We start from the raw sequence: 18,675 nt of genomic DNA, 5'->3' as shown, positions 1-18,675 counted from the left end.
AAAGCCACTTTCAGAAAATTTGTTCCAGCTAAGTTTTTTTTTGATTCTGCTTTTCTATAGTAATAATGAGATTAAATTAAGGTCGCTGTTCCAAAAATTCGACTTTACCGGTTTTCATATTATATACTGCTCCGCAAATTATTATTTCTCCGTTTAATTCCATTTCTTTTAAAATTGAGCTTTTCTCTCGAATTTGTTTTATGGAATTATACACATTTTCATCACAAACAACTTCAACAAATTCTTCGTTTTCAGCAGTTGCAGCGCCTTTAAAATTATTTTGGGCCATTTTTACAGCAGGCTGAATTTTATCTAATAATACGGTAATATTTCCCAGCTTTACATCTTTAATTGCCGATTTGATGGCGCCACAGTATTCATGACCTAAAACCAAAACAACTTTGGCACCGGAGACTTTACAAGAATACTCCAAACTCCCTAAAATATCATCGTTTACTATATTTCCTGCTACTCTTGCCACAAAAAGATTTCCTAAACCACTATGAAAAATATCCTCAACAGGAACACGTGAATCTAAACAAGATAAAACTACTGCTTTAGGATATTGTCCCAATGATGCATTTCTGACACGCTGGGTTGTATTTCTTATCGTTAAATTATCTTCGACAAAATCCTTATTTCCACTTTTCAAACGCTCAATTACCGCGGCAGGTTTAAGATTAGCCTGCTGCTCTGCATTAAATGGTTCAGACACCAAAATATCTTCTTTTTTAATGGATACTTCTCCGCTGACATTATTTTGTTCTGGTGTTAAAGCCTGATCTGTTCTGCAGGATATCATTGTAAGAAATAAAATGATTACTATCTTTTGTCTCATTTTAATCACATTTAAGAGTTAATTCAAAGGTAAAATTATAATAAAAATACTATAGCTAAATTTTATTTTGAGACAAAAAACAAAAAAGTAAAGAATATTAGATCCTGTTTTGTTTTGTTATATCCAATATAGATATTTGAAAGATTGATTTTGTAACTATGCAAACATTAGGAACACGCGAAGATTTTTTAATAAGGAGGATGGATATAAACACAAAGCTCACAAAGCCAGGTCAACGCAAAGCTTTGTGAACTTTTTATTTGTCAACACACTCTACGATAAAAAACTTTACGCACTTTGCATTAAAAATCAACAAGTTATAAATGATCTTATATGTTTTTCCACAACATTTAATCCTGATTCATAATTCTGCATCGTGAAGACAGATTATTTAATCCTTATGAGAAATATTTTTTTCAGAAACAAAAAATATATTTTTAACGGGATTTATCAAAGCTTTGGTCCAGTGTAACATGAACACTTTTTTGAGAATCAGAATAAAACCGGTAAAAGAACTTGGTTTTTGTATGTAAAGGTTGGCGCCCTTTTTAAAAGTCTCTTCAATATCATTAGGGTGATTTGAAGTGGAAAGCATAACGGCAGGGATCTCTTTAAGTTCATCGTCGCTCTTTATTTCTGCCAGTGCCTGCTTGCCTCCTTTAACAGGCATATTAATATCTATAAAAACAATATCAGGTTTTGGTTCAGCGGGATCTTTTAGGGTTTTCACCAATTCCGCACCGTTTTCTACCGTGGTAACTTCAGAAGGGATTTTTGTAGCACTTAGCGCTTCCATAAATAATTCCTGATCATCTTTATCATCTTCGGCCAATATAATTTTTAACGGCTCTTTTTCTTCTGTTTCATTAGAAGTTAAGACTGCAATTTTAGGACTCGTCATATTGAAGCGTTTTTACAATGCCAAAAGTAATATATAAATGCGTAATAAAATTTCGACAAAGAAATAATTTTAAAATATTCGGATTTTTATTGATAAATCATGAGATTGAAGTTCTGAGTTAATTACATTGAATTTTTACAATCATCAGCTTTAAATTGTATAACATAACTCTTAAAGCAGCACACTACTTTAGTATCAACCATAAAGCCAACAGATTTGCATAATAATTTAATATTTCTACAAGATATATTACTACAAACTGCAGTTGCCACAGCAGTTTATAGTACTGACGATTTAGTAATTTCATTTGCTAATCCCGCCATGCTTAATTTATGGAATATAGGCGGGCAGGTCATTGGCAAAAAATTCGCTGACATTAGTGCTGATTTTCAAAAAGAATCGATAAGCGAAGAAATACTAACGGTAATGAAAACGGGAATACCTTTTCAGGCGAACGACAGAAAAGTTGACATCCTTAAAAAGGGAGCATGGACACCGCTTTATTTTAATTATAATTATACCCCGCTTCGCAATGAAAAGGGAGTAGTTTATGGTGTGGTACATACCTGCACAGAGGCAACTAAATTACATGAGGCAAAAAGCCAGATAGTAAATTTTGATCAAATGCTGAGTATGGCAATCGAAGCCTGCGGTATGGGAACATATGAAATTGACCTTACAACAAACGAGATCAAAACTTCTGCTAATTTTAGAAAGCTCTGGGCCGTCGACTCTGAAATTACTATTGACGAACTGACCGCAAAACTGCATCCGGACGATCGCTACCTTCGGGAAAAAGCTCATAAAGATGCCATGGAAAACGGAGTGGTCTGCTACGAAGCCCGAATTATACAAAAAGACAACTCTGAGAAATGGATTAAAGTTTTTGGAAAAATTATCAAACACCAAAATGGTGATCCAGCAACCATGTTAGGGATTGTACAGGATATACATGACCAAAAGGAGTTTGAAGTAGAATTGAAAAAAAAGATCAAAGAAAGCACCTCAGAACTCCGACGCTCTAATGATGATCTCCTGCATTTTGCCAATGTGGTGAGCCATGATCTTCAGGAACCGGTCAGAAAAATCAAGATCTTCAATAACATGTTAAAAAGTGAGATTGCAGACCATCTGCCTGATCGTTCTGTTATGCAATTAGACAAAATTGCCCATTCTGCAAATCGCATGCAGTGCATCATTGAAGGGCTCCTTGCCTACTCTACTATTGACAAAAGCAACCAGCCGGTTGAAATAATTTCCCTAAACGATCTGGTGGAAAACATCAGAACAGATCTTGAGCTTATAATAAAAGAAAAAAACGCTATGCTGATTATAGATGACCTTCCTGAAATTGAGGGAGCAGCTATTCTGATTCAGCAACTGTTCTATAATCTTATCCAAAATGCCCTCAAATTCACTAAAGGCAACCAGCCTCCCAAAATTATTATTACATCGATTATAAAGAATATCGATTCGGTTGAATCTATTGAAATTTGCTTCAAAGACAATGGTATTGGGCTGGATCCTATTTATGCAGAAAAAGTATTTACTGCTTTTGAAAGACTTCACTCCAAGAATGAATACGAAGGAAACGGGATTGGCCTTGCACTTTGCCAAAAGATAGTGAACAGGCACAATGGAACTATAACGGTTAAGGGAGAAAAAGAAAATGGCGCCGAATTTATAGTTACGCTTCCCCTTAAACAAGCTACTGAAAACCTCTAGAAACAGCTATTGCCGGATAAATGCTATATCAACGCTTTGAGAAGATCCAAACCTTTTAGCAAATTCTTCCGTGAAGAAGAAGAAGAAGAAGCAAAGCGTAACCTGATTCGAGTTGGTTTACAGACTGAATATTTATATATCGCACCATCAGATACATATCCCTTTATCATTAGAATTTTTGAAAGATATGATTCTTTTTAAATAACAAAAAACCCATTCAACATTGATTGAATGGGTTTGCCTAATTTTTATAAAGTCTATTATATTCTGTATCCCCCGGAAACTTCTATTCGTTGTGCGTTAATCCATTTCGAATCATCGCAGCAAAGAAATGCTACTGCACTTCCAATATCATCGGGCAGACCAACTCTTCCTAAAGCTGTTTCTGAAGCTATGAAGGTATTCAAATCTGAAATATCACGAACAGCACCGCCTCCAAAATCTGTTTCAATGGCACCCGGCGCAATAGAATTGACCCTGATTTTTCTGCTTCCCAATTCCAAAGCCTGGTATCTCGATAGAGAATCAACTGCCGCCTTCATTGCGCCATAAGCAGAATATCCAGCAAAAGAAAATCTTGCCAAACTCTTGGATCAATTCCGTACTGATCCGGAGCCCCTGCATACTCACGTAAAGTTTTGCCTTCATACTCTTTGTGGAAAAGCCCGCGCTCCTGCAGCAGCGGCACAACCTCATCTACGAAGGCATCAATTCCACGCTCTGCAGCTTGAGCTTGCTTTACACGTACATCAAAACTCGTATAGCTTTCAGCGTCAATTCCAGGCTCCCGACTGAGATCCATATTCATTTCCGAGATGAAGTCCGATGAGCATTTTTTGATCAACTTTCATAATTGCAAATTTTGAAGAGATTCTTTTGCAAAATTAAATTAAAAATACTTTCCTTTGTATAGTCCTTTCCCAAAGGAAAGCAAAATAAATAAGTTTATTATGTCGAAAAAGAAACCTTACTGTGAATGCCTGAATACCGTAAAGCCCGTACGGGACACGCTTGAAGTAATTAATGGAAAGTGGAAATTATCCATTATAATTTCAGTGGGTGTAGGCAACAGTAGATTCACTGAAATTCAGGAGAGTATCTCTGGATTAACTCCCAAAGTTCTTTCTAAAGAACTGAAGGAATTGGAGCAGCACCAGCTGATCAAAAGAGTTATAACAAACGATTACCCTGTAAAAATATCCTATATTCTGGAGCCTTACGCCGATACCTTAACACCAATTATTTATGCTATGAAAGATTGGGGATTGAACCACAAGAAGAAAATTTTTCAGGAAGATATTTCTGCACAACTTTAAATAAAATTAGTAGTGCCCAATTTTTAGCTGTAATTTAAAGGAGTTTTTGTATCATTTCCTGCTGTAACTTAATTAATTTTATATTTTTTCCGCTGAAAACCACAATAATTGTCTTAAAGCCTCAAGAAAAATTTCTTGAAATCATAATGACCTCAAAACACAAGATTATCAAATAGTACGTAATTTCGTTATGGCAGTATACTGCAGCCAAATGAAGAAAAACCTAATAAAAATGAAAGAGCTTCTCAAAGAAAACATCTTGAAACATATTTCACTTTCCCAAAATGAAATAGAAGAATTTGTTACTTTATTTGAGAAAAAGCGAATCCGAAAAAAGGAGTTTTTACTCAGAGAAGGAGAAATCTGCAAATTTGAAGGATTTGTTTCAAGCGGACTTTTGCGTGTTTATCATATTGACAAAAATGGTTTTGACCAAATACTTTATTTCGCCATAGAAAATTGGTGGATTACAGATATTGATAGTTTTACTAATGGAACGCCTTCGCAGCTTTCTATAGAAGCACTTGAAGACAGTGAAGTACTTTTAATTTCAAAAGAAAACAAAGAATTCGCTTATGAAAACCTGCCTAAAATAGAAAAACTTTTCAGGGTAATGACCCAAAAAACACACGTTGCCTTACAGCGAAGAATGATTGATAATCTTAGTAAAACAGCAGACCAGCGATATATTGAATTTGTAGAAAAATATCCTAACCTGGCACAACGTCTTTCTAACATTCAAGTAGCTGCTTATCTTGGCATTACGAATGTTTTCCTGAGTAATATAAGGAAGAAAATCTCGTTGAAAAAATAATTTGCAACTATCATTTATTAAAGTAGTTTAAAGATTTTTGGGGTTGTGCCGCAGTACCTTTACGGTATCAAATTAGCTGAAAAATAGTTTTTCAAATGAAACTATTGCATTTACATTCTTTTCTTATCTGATGCAAATGTCCGGCTGTTAAAAATCAAAAAAATGAAACTTATTTATGTAATGGATCCACTTTGTGGATGGTGCTATGGAAACGCCGCCAATACGCAAAAACTGTATAACAAATATAAAGAGATCCTCGACTTTGAAATCCTGCCTGCAGGCATGTGGACCGGTGCAAATGCCCGAAAGCAATCTAAACCAATGGCAGAATATATTAAAAAGCATGATCTTCAGGTACAGCATACTACGGGAACTGCATTTGGTGAAGCTTATTTTAAATTAATTGAAAATGAAAACGTAATTTTAGACAGTGAAGTCCCGTCAAGAGCAATTGTTACGGTAAAAAAATTATGTCCTGAAAAAGCGGTATCATTTGCTGTAGAGGTTCAAAAAGCAAGATATTTGCATGGTCAGGATCTGAATCTAATCCAGACTTACCTGAAGATTTGTGATGACCTAAAGCTGGATATCGAAAAATTTGCTGCATCATTTGATTCCCAATTTATAAAAAATACTACGCTGGAAACATTTGAAACGGCCAGACAGTATGCCAATTCCTACCCCACTTTACTGGCGGAAAAGAAAAACGAAGAATTTATTTTAGAACAAGGCTACGCAAGTTTTGAAACCATTGCAGAGAGAATCGAAGAACTCCTTTATTAAACTAGTTTAAACATTTTTTGTATGGAATGACCGCATATTTGCAACTGTCATTCTAAAGAATATAAAAATGAAAAAAATTATCTCAACAGTATTTTTACTAACACTAATTTTATTTAATATGGAAACACAAGCACAAAGTTTCAAAACTATTGAAGCCCATAATTTAAAGCTGGAAGTTTTTAATGCATCCGAAAATAGTTTTGGAGTCGCATCGGTAATAGTCTCAGGAAAAACAGATGCCGTTTTGATTGATGCACAGTTTACGCTGGAAGACGCAGAAAAAGTAGCGGAACAAATTAAAAAATCAGGCAAAAAACTAACCACTATTTATATTTCACATACAGATCCGGATTTCTATTTCGGACTGGAAGTATTCAAAAAACATTTTCCTGGAGTTACCGCTTATGCTTCGCCGGAAACAGTCGAATCTATTAAAGCAACAGCCCAGAAAAAATTAGACGTTTGGGGAGAACGATTAGGAAAAGCCATTACTAGAAATATTGTTTTACCTCAGGTTTTAAAAGGAAACAGTATTGAGATTGAAGGACAAAAACTAGAAATTGCAGGTCTGGAAGAATTCCCTTCAAAAACATTCGTCTGGATACCATCAATAAAAGCAGTTGTAGGGGGTATTAATGTTTTTGGAACAACCTTTAACCTTTGGATGGCTGATGCGCAGACACCGGAGGCACGCAAACAATGGATTGATGTTCTGGACAAAATTGAAGCATTACATCCTCAAATTGTAATTCCTGCTCACGCTAATTCTCAAAGTCCCTTTGATATCGCGGCAGTAAAACACACAAAAAACTATATCCAGTTTTATGAAGAGGCTTTAAAAACCAACAAAACTTCAGAAGCTTTAATTAAAGCAATAAAAGCAAAATATCCAACACTTACTTTTGACACCGCCCTGCAGATTGGTGCCAAAGTAAACACGGGAGAAATGAAATGGTAAAACTAAAAATCATGATCAGCCTGATAATACTAATCGTATTGTCAGGCTGCTCTTTAAATAAAAATGACATGACAAATCTGGAAATTATAAAAAGCACTTACGAAGGAAAAACTTCAGAAGAAAATGGTCAAAACTTAGCTAAATATGTCAGCAAAGATATTTCCTGGACAGAAGCTAAAGGTTTTCCTTATGCTGGAACCTACATTGGTTTAGAAAACATCACCAAAAATGTATTTAACCGATTAGGTAGTGAATGGATCGATTACAAATTTACTCCGGAAGATTACGTTGCGAGTGATGATAAAGTTGTTGCTTTTGGTACTTATAGTGGTACTTACAAAATTACAGGCAAATCATTCACTGCCAGGGTGGCTCACATTTGGAAATTGAAAGACCATAAAATTATCAGTTTTGAGCAATTTGTAGACAGCCAGACTGTAAATGATGCTATAAAATAAAGTCGTTTTTTTTATACCTTGCATCATTTTAATGAATGATCTAACTAATGCACGACAAATTAATAGTCTATATCGAGCAATACTCCACTTTGCAACTTACCAACGAAGAGAAAGCCTTGATTGTCGCGACTTTTCAACCCAAAAAATTAAGAAAAAAACAATATTTTCTGCAAGAGGGTGATGTGTGTAAATATGCAGGTTTTATTGTAAAGGGTGCTATGCGCCAATATAGTGTGGATGAAAAAGGAATTGAACATATTGTACAGCTGTTGATTGAAAATTACTGGGCAAACGACCGGGAAAGCTCTACTATGCTCACTGCTTCAAAATACAATATTGAAGCTTGTGAAGATACCGAATTACTAATTTTAACACGAGCTGAAATGCTGGATCTGATAGAGAAAATTCCGGCAATGGCCAAAATGGTCTTTTTAATGGATGAACGAAATTCCATTGCAAACCAACGAAGATTAAATTCTACTATTAGCAACACGGCAGAAAAACGTTATGAAGAGTTTGCCAGCAATCATCCACAATTTATCCAGCGTTTTCCGCAACATACCATTGCCTCTTTTTTGGGTATTACCAAAGAAACCTTAAGCAGAATTAGAAAACAGGCAACGAAATAAACATTCAGTTTAAAACTGTCTTTTATAAATTAATTTAAAACCCGAATTTCACGAATTTCCACTAATTTAGTTTGCCAAAATTAATTTCGCAAATTAAATCAACTAGTGAAATTGGTGTCGATTTGTGAAATTCGGGTTTGTTTTTATCCTTATGTCACACCATAATATATCTTATTTTTTATAAAACCGTTGACAAATGTCAACGGTTTTTTTTATCATATCTCATTGTTTTGAGGCTTATTTTCAGCGCAACTTTGCCCTATAGAAATGAATAAAAAATAACAATAAAATTTAAAATAAAAAATGGAAAATTCAAAAAATACCTCAGCAACTCAACTTCTTCGTAACAGTTTAGATACATTTTTAGCCAAAGACATGAAAGGCTGGTCAGAACTTTGTGCAGAAGATGTGGTGGCAGAATTCCCCTTTGCTCCTGAAGGTTCCCCTGCAAAATTTGAAGGTCGTGAGGCTCTTTATAATTATTTAAAAGATTATCCTGGTTTTATAGACGTAAAATCAATTCCGAACCTGAAAATCTACGGCACTGATGATGCCAATGTTGCCATTGCAGAATGGAGCGCATCCGGAGTGGTAATAGGTAACGGAAATGCATATGAAATGAGTTATGCTACTTTTGTAACCTTTCGTGACGGCCTTATTGTAAATTATCGTGAATACTGGAATCCACAAGCTTTTCAAAAAGCAATGAGCGGTGGAAGTTTCGCTGAATAGTAAATCCCAAGCATAAAAACCGTTGATGAATTTCAACGGTTTTTTTATGATACAATCGATTGCCGGTTATACTTTTTTTGTTACACCAGCAAAGCTTAAAATTTAAGCGGATTACTCTATTATTTTCAGGTCTCATTGCCTTACGGCATTAAGAAAAATCATCATTTGAGATACTATTTCAAATTATTTTTAAAAAAACTTTCTAACTTGTCAAAAGGAATAACATCTACTTTGTCATACAAATCTACATGCACAGCGTTTGGTATAATTAGTAATTCTTTTGGTTCATTTGCTGCTTTAAAAATATCTTCGCTAAAATATCTGGAGTGCGCATTTTCTCCTGCGATTAAAAGCATTGGTCTTGGCGAAATTTCTTTTACATAAGTAAGTATTGGCATATTCATAAACGAGATTGGATTGGTTACCGGCCAGGCTCCGTTTGAGTTCACAGAATTAACTTGAAAACCACGCGGGGTTCTGTAATAATCAAAATATTCTTTTATAAATTGCGGTTCATCACCTTTCAATGCCTCCGGTAAATTTCTTGGACCATCTGCCGGTTTTCCTTTTTCGGCATCTTTCCAACGCTGCTCACCTAAATTCTCCAATGTTTTGGTTCTTTGTTTCGGAGTAACTGAATCATTGTAGCCTTTCGACATTACCCTTGTCATATCATATAAACTAGTCACAGCAACGGCTTTAACCCTTTTATCAACAGCAGTTGCATTTAAGGCAAAGCCGCCAAAACCACAAATCCCGATGATCCCAATTTTATTTCTATCTGCATTTTTCTGTAATCCTAAAAAATCAACCGCAGCGCTAAAATCTTCAGTATTAATTTCCGGAGATGCCAGGTTTCGCGGTTCCCCACTGCTTTCTCCTGTATAAGACGGATCAAAGGCCAAAGCTATAAAACCACGTTCTGCCATCTGGCTGGCATATAAACCTGATGATTGTTCTTTTACCGCTCCAAAAGGTCCGCTGATGGCCAATGCAGACAGTTTTTCGGTTCCTGTATTTTTTGGAAGATATAAATCACCGGAAAGTGTAATGCCATAACGGTTTTTAAAACTAACTTTTTGACGTATTACTTTGTCACTTAATTGAAATGTATAATGCTCTTTTGATGTATTCATTTTTTCTGAATTTGATTTTTTCTGGGCAAATATTTGCCCTGTTATCAGTAATAATATGACGATAGCGAATGCTTTTTTCATTTAATTTTTGAATTATTTTATTTAATAAAATACCCTGCGTTTAATATGGTTTCTTTCTGATTTACAATTCCCTTTCCATTATTTGGACGGAGGTCTATTAAAGCTCCTGCGCAGTTGGGCGGAAGATAACTTCATTAATAATTTCAGTTTCATAATCATATCTTTTAGGATTGAACATTTTTAATGAATTTTGCAGGAATCCCACCAACGACGGTATTATCAGGAACATCTTTAGAAACTACTGCGCCTGCCGCGACAACTGCATTTTCTCCAATGGTTACGCCTGGCAAAATCGTTGCATTGGCACCAATCCAAGCATTTTTTTTGATCATAATTGGTTTAGCAATCAATCCTTTTCTTTCCTCAGGATTTAATGGGTGGTTTTCGGTAATGAGACTGACTTTCGGACCAATTAAAACGTCGTCTTGAATGGTAATTCCGCCCAATGCCAAAAAGGTACAGTCAAAATTGATGAATACGTTTTTTCCAATGGTAATGTGTTTTCCACAATTGATGTAAAGAGGTGTAAATACGGTAACATCCTGAACTTCTTTATCTAAAATTTTGCTTAACAGCTGCGTAATTTCTTCAGGATCTGCAGTATTGTTCATCTGCGTCAGTAATGCTTTTACACTGAATGCTTCCGCTCTCAATCTGCCTATTTGCGAATCGTTAGGAAATATGGTTTCACCTGCTAAAAGCCGGTCAAAAATATCGTTTTGAGATAGTGCAGCATCTGAAATTGGGTTTGAATCTGACATATTATTAGAATTAAATAATCAGATACAAAGATAAGACTGCCTTTAAGCAAGGCAGTAACGATAATCAAACCAAAGGTTAAGAAATTCAAACTTCCGACAAACGAAATGCAGAGGGATTGGTTCCGGTAATTTTTTTGAAGAAATTATTGAAGTAGGTTGGATAATCAAATCCCAGCGCATAAGCGATTTCAGAAACACTCCAGTCAGTATGCTGCAAGAGTGCCTTTGCTTCTGTAATGATTCGCTCAGTAATATGAGTCGTCGTTGATTTTCCGGTAACTTCTTTTACAGCCCTGTTGAGGTAATTGATATGCACGTTCAAATTTTGGGCGTAATGCTGCGCTGTTCTTAGCTGAAGTGGACTGGACGTTGTTTCAATTGGAAATTGTCTTTCCAGTAATTCTAAAAATACAGAGGACAATCTGGATGAGGCATTTTTATTTTGTTCGAAATTTTCAGAAGGTTCCATCTTTAAAGATTCGTGAATAATAAGACTGATGTAGTTGCGAATCAGTTCATCTTTAAATACATAATCACTTTTTTGCTCTACAATCATTTTCTCAAAAATAGTATTAAGAAAACCTCTTTGTTCTTCTGTGATTTTCAAAACAGGAGTTCCTCCAATTTTAAAAAAAGAAGATTGCTGCAGGCTTTCGGAACGTTCGGAGTTTTTAAAAAACTCTTCTGAAAATAAAATAGTATAACCCACATAAGTTGTTGAAATGGTTTCCCAGGAATATGGAATGTGCGGATTGCCAAAAAAGAGAATCGTACCTTCCTGCTCATAGGTTTTATCAGAATAGTGAATCTTGCTTTTCCCTGTAGTCAGACAGATTTTATAAAACTCCTTTCTGCTGTAAGTTCTGGTTTCAGCACCATCATCTTCTATCTGGAAAGCTTTAAACCCCTGCAGTTTCAGTTCATTGTTAAACTTTGACACTTCTCTTATTATCTTCTCTTTCATTTTGCAAAGTTAAGAAATTCAAACTTAAAATATTACTTTATAATCTATGCAATACCTTTAGATTAGACTAATTGTTTTTCATTAGTTCAAAATAAACAGGATTAGTAATGCTGTGATGATCCACAAAACAAACGAGACGAGACAAACGACATTAAATCCCAACCCTGATTGGGTTACAAAAAACCTTGATATGGAAACATTTACTTTTTAAAGGAAGACGAATTTTGCATTGTAGAAATTTAAAAAAGTAAACAATGCAAAAAGTAACATTCAAAAATAGAAATTGGGATACAGCAGCCCATCTTTATTTGCCTGACAATTTTGATGAAACACAAAAATACCCGGCTATCATTTGTGTTCATCCGGGAGGGAGCGTAAAAGAACAAACCGCTGGTTTGTATGCTGGAAAACTTGCCAAAAAAGGGTTTATTGCCTTGGCTTATGATGCTTCGTTTCAAGGCGAAAGCGGTGGAGAACCAAGATATTTTGAAGACCCTGCCAGTCGTGTAGAAGACCTATGTTATGCAGTAGATTATATTACTACATTACATTTTGCAGATAAAAACCGTATTGGTTTATTGGGCATTTGTGCCGGCGGTGGTTATGCCGCAAATGCAGCATTGAAAGAAAGGCGTATAAAAGCATTGGCAACAGTTTCAGGAGTGAACATTGGCAGAGCATTTAGAGAAGCAAATTTTTTAGAAACATTAGAGGCTGTTTCTTTGCAACGAACTGCGGAAGCCAACGGAGCAGAGCAGATGATTACCAACTGGACCCCCAATTCTTCCGATGAAGCAAAACAGGCAGGGTTAAACGAATTTGATATGTTAGAGGCTATTAGTTATTACAGAACGCCCAGAGGAGAATTCCCTGCTTCAAACAATAAATTGCTTTTTACCAGTATGTCAAACTTAATCCTGTTTGACGCCTATCATCTTGCTGATCTTTTGCTTACGCAACCTTTATTGATTATCGTTGGCGATAAAGTTGGTGCTTTCGGGTCATACGCAGATGGTTTCGATTTATTCAAAAAAGCCGCTTCTAAAAACAAAAAAGTCCATGTTGTAAATGGTGCAGGTCATTATGATTTATACGACAAACCCCAGGCAACATCAGAAGCATTGGATAAATTAGTCCCATTCTTTCAGGAAAATCTTTTGCAGCAATAATGAGCCTTTTTCTAAAAATAATCGGGGCAGTTTTGCTTATTGCAGGTTGTGTTCTAACCTACAAACCAAATATAATCAGCAAAATTCCATTGCCCGAAAAACCATATCAGAGGATTGAAATGCGGATTAAATGGGGATTTTTAATTGGATTAGGGATTTTGGTCCTTTTTTTCAATCAATGGAGTGACTGGAAATTAACGGTTTGCGCATTTTTGTTTTTTCTAACTTTGGGGATTATAATAGCCCGATTATTCGGTTTTGTTTTAGACGCTTTTTATTCAAAACAATTACTTTGGCTAACCATAGAAGTTGTTGTATTAATTATCTTTGGAATTTTATATCGATATGAAGACAATTAATTCTTTATCCGAATTTCATCGCTTACTATCCATTCCACCGCCTTCGCATCCGTTGGTAAGTGTGGTTTTAGTTTCTGAAATACATGCTGTAGATTCTGACTTGTGGAAACATTTTTCTACGGACTTTTATACTATATCCCTAAAAAACAATATTCAATCCAAAGTAAAATATGGACAGCAATATTATGATTTTGACAAGGGAACAATGACTTTTACTGCACCTAAACAAGTACAATCTGTGACAGTAGATCAAACCACTGCTTTTAACGAAACGATTGGGACAGGATATGTATTGATTGTTCATGCTGATTTTTTGAAAAAACACCCCTTGCAAAGCACAATTAAAAATTATTCTTTCTTTTCCTATGCTGTAAATGAAGCGTTGCATCTTTCTGAACAGGAAGAAAAAAATGTCATTGAGATTTTTCAAAAAATAGAGAAAGAATATCAGCATATTGACAAGCACACACAAGACATTATCCTGTCGCAGATTGATTTGCTATTAAATTATTGCAATCGTTTTTACGAACGCCAATTTATTACCCGAAAAACCGTAAATAATGATTTGCTCTCTAAATTGGAAAATCTTTTGAACGATTATTTTAATAATACGGAAACGCTAAAAATTGGATTGCCCACAGTTGAATATGTCGCCAATCAACTTCATTTTTCTGCCAATTATTTAAGTGACTTATTGCGCTTGCTAACAGGACAAAACGCCCAACAACACATTCAGGAAAAAATAATTGAAAAAGCAAAAGAAAAACTATTAACAACCAACTTATCAGTAAGCGAAATTGCTTATGAATTGGGTTTTGAGCATTCACAATCATTCAACCGACTTTTCAAAAAGAAAACTGAAATGTCACCTTTGAAGTACAGACAATCGTTTAATTAAATTTTTCCTTCCCGATTGTTTTATTATTGGGAATATACAGAGAAAACTAAATGCCAAATGGAGTTGACTTCAATTTGCAAAAAAAGTTAGAGTGGTTTTTAAAGATATTTCACGAGCAAAGCTTTGTGGCTGAATCGTGGCACAGAGTATTTTAAAAACTAGGAATTAAGTATTGATAAAGAATAGTTCGAATGTTGCAGCTTTCATATCAAAAAACAGTAAACATTAGATACGAATTTAGATCAATCACCGACAGGACATATAAACCAAATTTGTAAAGCCAAAGACAGAAACTGTATATGGTATGCCAATATATTCTTTGGATTAAAGACACAAAAGCAAAGAGCTCACAATATCAGGGTATCGAGCCCGGATATCATATGAATAAGAAACATTGGATAAGCGTTCACTTCAACAGCGATGTACCTGATTCCCTAATTAAGGAACTGGTCAAAAAATCATATGAACTGGTTTTTAAAAATTTAACGCTTAAAGTGCAGCACTCCTTAAAAGATAAAAAGTAATCATAGCAATCATATGGATATAGAAGCATTTCGAACATATTGCCTGTCATTTCCTGATACTCACGAAGGAATGCCTTTTCAGGGATTTTTCAAAAATTCACGTTCTATCCTTGTATTTTATGTGGGAAAAAAAATGTTCTGTTTTTTTGATATCGATAAATTCGATAACTGCACTTTGAAATGCGATCCGGAAGCTATTGAGACACTCAGAGAACACAAAGGCATACAAAAACCATTTAATCTGAGCTGGAAACACTGGATTAGCGTTGCTTTAAATGGCGAGGTTTCTGATGAGATGCTGATGGATCTCGTGAATAAATCTTACACACTTGTCTCCGCAGGTTTATCAAAGAAAAGCACCTAAAATCAGCACATAATTATGTCAGTAATATGGAATTTATGGCACGGATGCATTAAAATAAGTGAAGGCTGTAAAAACTGTTATGTTTTCCGGCGAGATTCCTTATACGGAATCGACAGCAGGAATGTCTACAAAACCAAAAATTTTGATTTACCTGTAAAAAGAAAAATGGACAAGAGTTATAAAATAGTCCCTGGAGAAAATGTATGGACTTGCTTCACCTCTGATTTCTTTATAGCAGAAGCAGACGAGTGGCGTGATGAAGCATGGAAAATGATACGTCAGCGTAAAGACCTTACCTTTTCAATGGCTACCAAACGAATTGAAAGGGTACAAAACTGCCTGCCGGATGATTGGGGTACGGGTTATGATAACGTCACAATCTTGTGCTCTGTTGAAAATCAGAAACAGGCAGAGCTCCGTCTTCCGGCCTTTAAAAAACTCCCTTTTAAGCAAAAGTCGATCATCTGTGAACCCCTTATCGGGCGTGTAGACCTCTCAGAACTTCTAAAAGGAGACTGGATTGAAAAAGTGGTCGTTGGCGGGGAATCCGGTGATAATTCCCGTGTGTGCAATTATGACTGGGTGATGGAGATCAGGAATGCCTGTGTTCAAAATAATGTTTCCTTCGTTTTTAAACAGACAGGAACCTTATTTGTAAAAGAGGGTAAAGAATACAAGATCGAAAGGAAACATCAATCCTGGCAAGCCCGAAAAGCCGGTATCAATCTCGAACTCTAAACTTTTGATATTGAGGTATGGATTTCATAAGTACGCTAATTAACAAAATGTATTCTCTACGGTAAATGTCATTAAGTTAATCTTTTAGAAAATAAAATTATTTCAAATCAAATCCGTTTTTATCCGCGTTTTTACGAAGTAAATCTGTTTATCCACGTCAAATTAGACGCTGATTTTACTGATTAGCTAAAGCGAAAATGCTGATAAAAACGGATTTTTCTAATTATTTCCCTGGTTAAACCTTTAAATAATTCTAAATTAAAGCTCTTATCTTAGTATGATCCGGTAAAACCTGCTCTTTTTAGTTTAGCAAATAACAAAACTAGATCCTATTTCAAACGAAATGGGATCTAGTTTTAATTTTTGAAACACAGGGTTTAAATTCAAAAAATGGCTTTATCTTTGAGCCTTTACAAAAATTGATATTCATTATGGAACAGAAAATACATCAGGGAAGAAACATAAAACGTTTCAGAGAAATGCTTAACATAAAGCAGGAAGCGTTAGCTTATGATCTGGGAGAAGACTGGAATCAAAAGAAAATTTCTATGCTGGAGCAAAAAGATGTAATCGAAGACAGACTACTGAAACAAATTTCGGCAGTATTAAAAATTCCTGTTGAAGCTTTTCAGAATTTTGATGAAGAACAGGCGGTGAATGTAATTGCAAATACCTATTCATTCCAAGATTTTAAGGATAACGCTGTTGCTTCCGGATTTAGCTACCAACCCTCTTTCAATCCCGTTGATAAAATTGTTCAATTATATGATGAAAAAATTGCGTTATACGAGCGTATGTTGAAAGAGAAAGATGAGATGATGGTGAGACTTGAAAAATTGATTGCTAAATAATATTTATAAAGATATATTAATTATGTAAAGAGACTTTTGAAGTCTCTTTTTTTTTCGGAATATTATTTATTGGTGCGAAGTCAGGCATTCGTAAAGGTTTTTATAAGAATTCTTTAGATAGCGGGGGTAAAAATTTTTGATTGAAAAACTGAGGTTTTGTCGTAGCTATCAGAGTCAAATTTATCTTGACAGATTTAAAAAAAGAAAGTTTAGTTTTTATTATAGGAACGTACACAGAAAGAATTTCCGCGCTATTGTTGCGCATATTCGAGCGATCGGGATAAATATCTTTTGAGACAATATTCAACATCCTTGTCATCATTGTCCTTGGATCTAGAAATTGAGATCTCCTAGTGTTGAGACTTTCTATAATTTCTTTATACATATTTTATTAATTTCTAGGAGATGAATGAATTTGCAGGCCATTTTGCTAATACTGCTTTGTCCCATTTATTTAACAAAGCTGTAAAATCGTCGATAATTTTAAGCAAGGAAATACAGAAATCAAAATATTCTTCTTTCTCAGGTTCACTGCTCACTTTTATCAAACCACTAGCAGAATAGATTTCAAAAAATTTGATAAAACCTTTATTAGAATGAGCAATTTTATTCCTTAATCTCCAGATGGAATCTAAACCTTGAAAAATATCTGTTGTAATTATTTCTTCTTTAATTGATAAGAAAGAAGAAGCTTTTTTGAATTTTGAACTTAATACTGGACCTTTTGAATGTTCTGCAGATATAATTTTAAAAATTCTTTTTTTAATATCATTTACATCCATATTTTCTTCAAGTTCTATCGCACTCATTTGATGATTCACAAATGCCTTTTTTCTAAAACCCGAATTTCTCTGGAGACTCAACTCGATCATATCTTTTAAATAATGCTCAGTTGTTGAGGTAAAATTTATTATAGTTGTCGAAATAAAGCTTGATCGTAATTCATTTAACATAAAAAGCGGAGCTTCTTTTAAACGCTCCACAATAGGATCAGAATTTATTTTTGAATTAGCCTTTTTTAAGTCTAATCTTAATGACCTTTCCCAATCAAGACATTCCTGATCGGTAAATTGTGTAGAAATCATAAGTTGTAAATTCAAACTAGAAATATTTGTCCAAAAACTTGAAAATGGACCTGAAAATGGAATTTCATTTTTTTGCATAAGAAAAGAGTAATACTATAATTGGATAGATTATTTATATGGAGATCAATTTGATACTTAAAAGAACTTATTTAATTAATCTTCAAAGGTGTCATATAGACTACTTATACATATACCACAAACTTCTCGTCCTAAATTTGCTGCAAATAATCTTGCATCATACTCATTTAAGCAAGTTTCAACCACTTCCATTTCCTCCCTTCTTCGATCTTCAATCTTATCACATATGCACGCAAATTTAGCTGTACAATTTTCCGGAGTGAATTTCCCCTCAAAAACATGAACTTCCTCTGTATGCTACTACATCTTGATTTTTTTTTATTGCCATTTTTTTTGTTTAGAATGTTAAAATAAATATTTTGGAAATTGTTTATTTACGGTTTTACATAATTACTATTTTTTATGCAAATTAACTTTAAAAAAAATCTGGAAATAACGTAGAAATACCTGTTTTTAAAATATCGCAATAAAATAACTCAACTTAATTTTGGTTTTTAAAGTTTACCCCCCCTC

At 34.6% G+C, this 18,675-nt stretch carries 23 protein-coding genes and 1 pseudogene; 16 read left to right on the top strand and 8 right to left on the bottom strand.

Annotated features, from left to right (window positions below; translation table 11 throughout):
* Positions 1-76 precede the first annotated feature (76 nt).
* Positions 77-838 (bottom strand): carbonic anhydrase family protein, encoded by a 762-nt coding sequence (locus tag ACHRVX_RS21695; RefSeq protein ID WP_395336201.1) that lies wholly within the window; start codon positions 836-838, stop codon positions 77-79.
* Between the two features lie 391 nt (positions 839-1,229).
* A complete protein-coding gene (locus tag ACHRVX_RS21690) occupies positions 1,230-1,739 on the bottom strand; it encodes a response regulator (protein ID WP_395336199.1) in 510 nt (169 codons plus the stop codon).
* Positions 1,740-1,955: 216 nt separating this feature from the next.
* Between ACHRVX_RS21690 and ACHRVX_RS21685 the strand changes: the two genes are divergently transcribed.
* A complete protein-coding gene (locus ACHRVX_RS21685; protein ID WP_395336197.1) occupies positions 1,956-3,464 on the top strand; it encodes an ATP-binding protein in 1,509 nt (502 codons plus the stop codon).
* Between the two features lie 36 nt (positions 3,465-3,500).
* The gene (locus tag ACHRVX_RS21680) at positions 3,501-3,665 is read left to right on the top strand and encodes a hypothetical protein (protein WP_395336195.1); all 165 of its coding nucleotides are present in this window, start codon (positions 3,501-3,503) and stop codon (positions 3,663-3,665) included.
* A gap of 59 nt (positions 3,666-3,724) precedes the next feature.
* On the opposite strand, the pseudogene ACHRVX_RS21675 reads toward ACHRVX_RS21680, so the two are convergent.
* Positions 3,725-4,057: pseudogene (locus tag ACHRVX_RS21675) on the bottom strand (SDR family NAD(P)-dependent oxidoreductase); the annotation flags it as partial.
* Positions 4,003-4,272 (bottom strand): hypothetical protein, encoded by a 270-nt coding sequence (locus tag ACHRVX_RS21670; protein WP_395336193.1) that lies wholly within the window; start codon positions 4,270-4,272, stop codon positions 4,003-4,005. The gene ACHRVX_RS21670 and the pseudogene ACHRVX_RS21675, both read right to left, overlap by 55 nt.
* Positions 4,273-4,414: 142 nt before the next feature.
* Between ACHRVX_RS21670 and ACHRVX_RS21665 the strand changes: the two genes are divergently transcribed.
* From ACHRVX_RS21665 to ACHRVX_RS21635, 7 genes are all read left to right on the top strand, one after another.
* Positions 4,415-4,780 (top strand): winged helix-turn-helix transcriptional regulator, encoded by a 366-nt coding sequence (locus tag ACHRVX_RS21665; RefSeq protein WP_395336191.1) that lies wholly within the window; start codon positions 4,415-4,417, stop codon positions 4,778-4,780.
* 232 nt (positions 4,781-5,012) lie between these two features.
* A complete protein-coding gene (locus tag ACHRVX_RS21660) occupies positions 5,013-5,594 on the top strand; it encodes a Crp/Fnr family transcriptional regulator (protein WP_395336189.1) in 582 nt (193 codons plus the stop codon).
* Between the two features lie 162 nt (positions 5,595-5,756).
* Positions 5,757-6,377, top strand: a complete 621-nt coding sequence (locus tag ACHRVX_RS21655) for a DsbA family protein (protein WP_395336187.1) — start codon at positions 5,757-5,759, stop codon at positions 6,375-6,377.
* Between the two features lie 67 nt (positions 6,378-6,444).
* Positions 6,445-7,335, top strand: a complete 891-nt coding sequence (locus ACHRVX_RS21650) for an MBL fold metallo-hydrolase (RefSeq protein WP_395336185.1) — start codon at positions 6,445-6,447, stop codon at positions 7,333-7,335.
* An 11-nt stretch (positions 7,336-7,346) separates the two neighbouring features.
* Positions 7,347-7,793: a nuclear transport factor 2 family protein gene (locus ACHRVX_RS21645; RefSeq protein ID WP_395336183.1), complete on the top strand. Its 447-nt coding sequence runs from the start codon at positions 7,347-7,349 to the stop codon at positions 7,791-7,793.
* Between the two features lie 47 nt (positions 7,794-7,840).
* Positions 7,841-8,422, top strand: a complete 582-nt coding sequence (locus tag ACHRVX_RS21640) for a Crp/Fnr family transcriptional regulator (RefSeq protein ID WP_395336181.1) — start codon at positions 7,841-7,843, stop codon at positions 8,420-8,422.
* Between the two features lie 303 nt (positions 8,423-8,725).
* On the top strand, positions 8,726-9,154 hold the full coding sequence (locus tag ACHRVX_RS21635; RefSeq protein WP_395336179.1) for a nuclear transport factor 2 family protein: 429 nt from the start codon (positions 8,726-8,728) through the stop codon (positions 9,152-9,154).
* Between the two features lie 173 nt (positions 9,155-9,327).
* Here ACHRVX_RS21635 and ACHRVX_RS21630 read toward each other — a convergent pair whose 3' ends face one another.
* The 3 genes from ACHRVX_RS21630 to ACHRVX_RS21620 all read right to left on the bottom strand — a co-directional run bounded on the left by ACHRVX_RS21630 (position 9,328) and on the right by ACHRVX_RS21620 (position 12,096).
* Complete coding sequence (locus ACHRVX_RS21630; RefSeq protein ID WP_395336177.1) at positions 9,328-10,371, bottom strand: alpha/beta hydrolase; 1,044 nt, start codon at positions 10,369-10,371, stop codon at positions 9,328-9,330.
* A gap of 164 nt (positions 10,372-10,535) precedes the next feature.
* Positions 10,536-11,132, bottom strand: a complete 597-nt coding sequence (locus tag ACHRVX_RS21625) for a DapH/DapD/GlmU-related protein (RefSeq protein WP_395336175.1) — start codon at positions 11,130-11,132, stop codon at positions 10,536-10,538.
* Between the two features lie 85 nt (positions 11,133-11,217).
* The gene (locus tag ACHRVX_RS21620; protein ID WP_395336173.1) at positions 11,218-12,096 is read right to left on the bottom strand and encodes a helix-turn-helix domain-containing protein; all 879 of its coding nucleotides are present in this window, start codon (positions 12,094-12,096) and stop codon (positions 11,218-11,220) included.
* Between the two features lie 254 nt (positions 12,097-12,350).
* Here ACHRVX_RS21620 and ACHRVX_RS21615 point away from each other — a divergent pair, with 254 nt between their 5' ends.
* From ACHRVX_RS21615 to ACHRVX_RS21585, 7 genes are all read left to right on the top strand, one after another.
* On the top strand, positions 12,351-13,265 hold the full coding sequence (locus ACHRVX_RS21615; RefSeq protein ID WP_395336171.1) for an alpha/beta hydrolase: 915 nt from the start codon (positions 12,351-12,353) through the stop codon (positions 13,263-13,265).
* On the top strand, positions 13,265-13,624 hold the full coding sequence (locus tag ACHRVX_RS21610) for a DUF4345 family protein (protein WP_395336169.1): 360 nt from the start codon (positions 13,265-13,267) through the stop codon (positions 13,622-13,624). The genes ACHRVX_RS21615 and ACHRVX_RS21610 overlap by 1 nt, the downstream gene beginning before the upstream one ends.
* Positions 13,611-14,522 (top strand): helix-turn-helix domain-containing protein, encoded by a 912-nt coding sequence (locus ACHRVX_RS21605; RefSeq protein ID WP_395336166.1) that lies wholly within the window; start codon positions 13,611-13,613, stop codon positions 14,520-14,522. Before ACHRVX_RS21610 ends, ACHRVX_RS21605 begins: the two co-directional genes overlap by 14 nt.
* 299 nt (positions 14,523-14,821) lie before the next feature.
* Positions 14,822-15,046, top strand: a complete 225-nt coding sequence (locus ACHRVX_RS21600; RefSeq protein WP_395336164.1) for an MmcQ/YjbR family DNA-binding protein — start codon at positions 14,822-14,824, stop codon at positions 15,044-15,046.
* Between the two features lie 13 nt (positions 15,047-15,059).
* Positions 15,060-15,410 (top strand): MmcQ/YjbR family DNA-binding protein, encoded by a 351-nt coding sequence (locus ACHRVX_RS21595; protein ID WP_395336162.1) that lies wholly within the window; start codon positions 15,060-15,062, stop codon positions 15,408-15,410.
* Between the two features lie 15 nt (positions 15,411-15,425).
* Positions 15,426-16,148, top strand: a complete 723-nt coding sequence (locus ACHRVX_RS21590) for a DUF5131 family protein (RefSeq protein WP_395336160.1) — start codon at positions 15,426-15,428, stop codon at positions 16,146-16,148.
* 431 nt (positions 16,149-16,579) lie between these two features.
* Complete coding sequence (locus ACHRVX_RS21585) at positions 16,580-16,999, top strand: XRE family transcriptional regulator (RefSeq protein WP_395336158.1); 420 nt, start codon at positions 16,580-16,582, stop codon at positions 16,997-16,999.
* A gap of 398 nt (positions 17,000-17,397) precedes the next feature.
* Here the strand turns inward: ACHRVX_RS21585 and ACHRVX_RS21580 are convergent, their stop codons facing one another.
* Positions 17,398-18,162 (bottom strand): HEPN domain-containing protein, encoded by a 765-nt coding sequence (locus ACHRVX_RS21580; protein WP_395336156.1) that lies wholly within the window; start codon positions 18,160-18,162, stop codon positions 17,398-17,400.
* Positions 18,163-18,675: the final 513 nt, after the last annotated feature.

This window comes from Flavobacterium sp. FlaQc-47 (genome assembly GCF_044006475.1).
Lineage (GTDB): Bacteria > Bacteroidota > Bacteroidia > Flavobacteriales > Flavobacteriaceae > Flavobacterium.
Note: the sequence above shows the minus strand (reverse complement) of the source record. Positions and strands in the feature narration are given on the sequence as shown.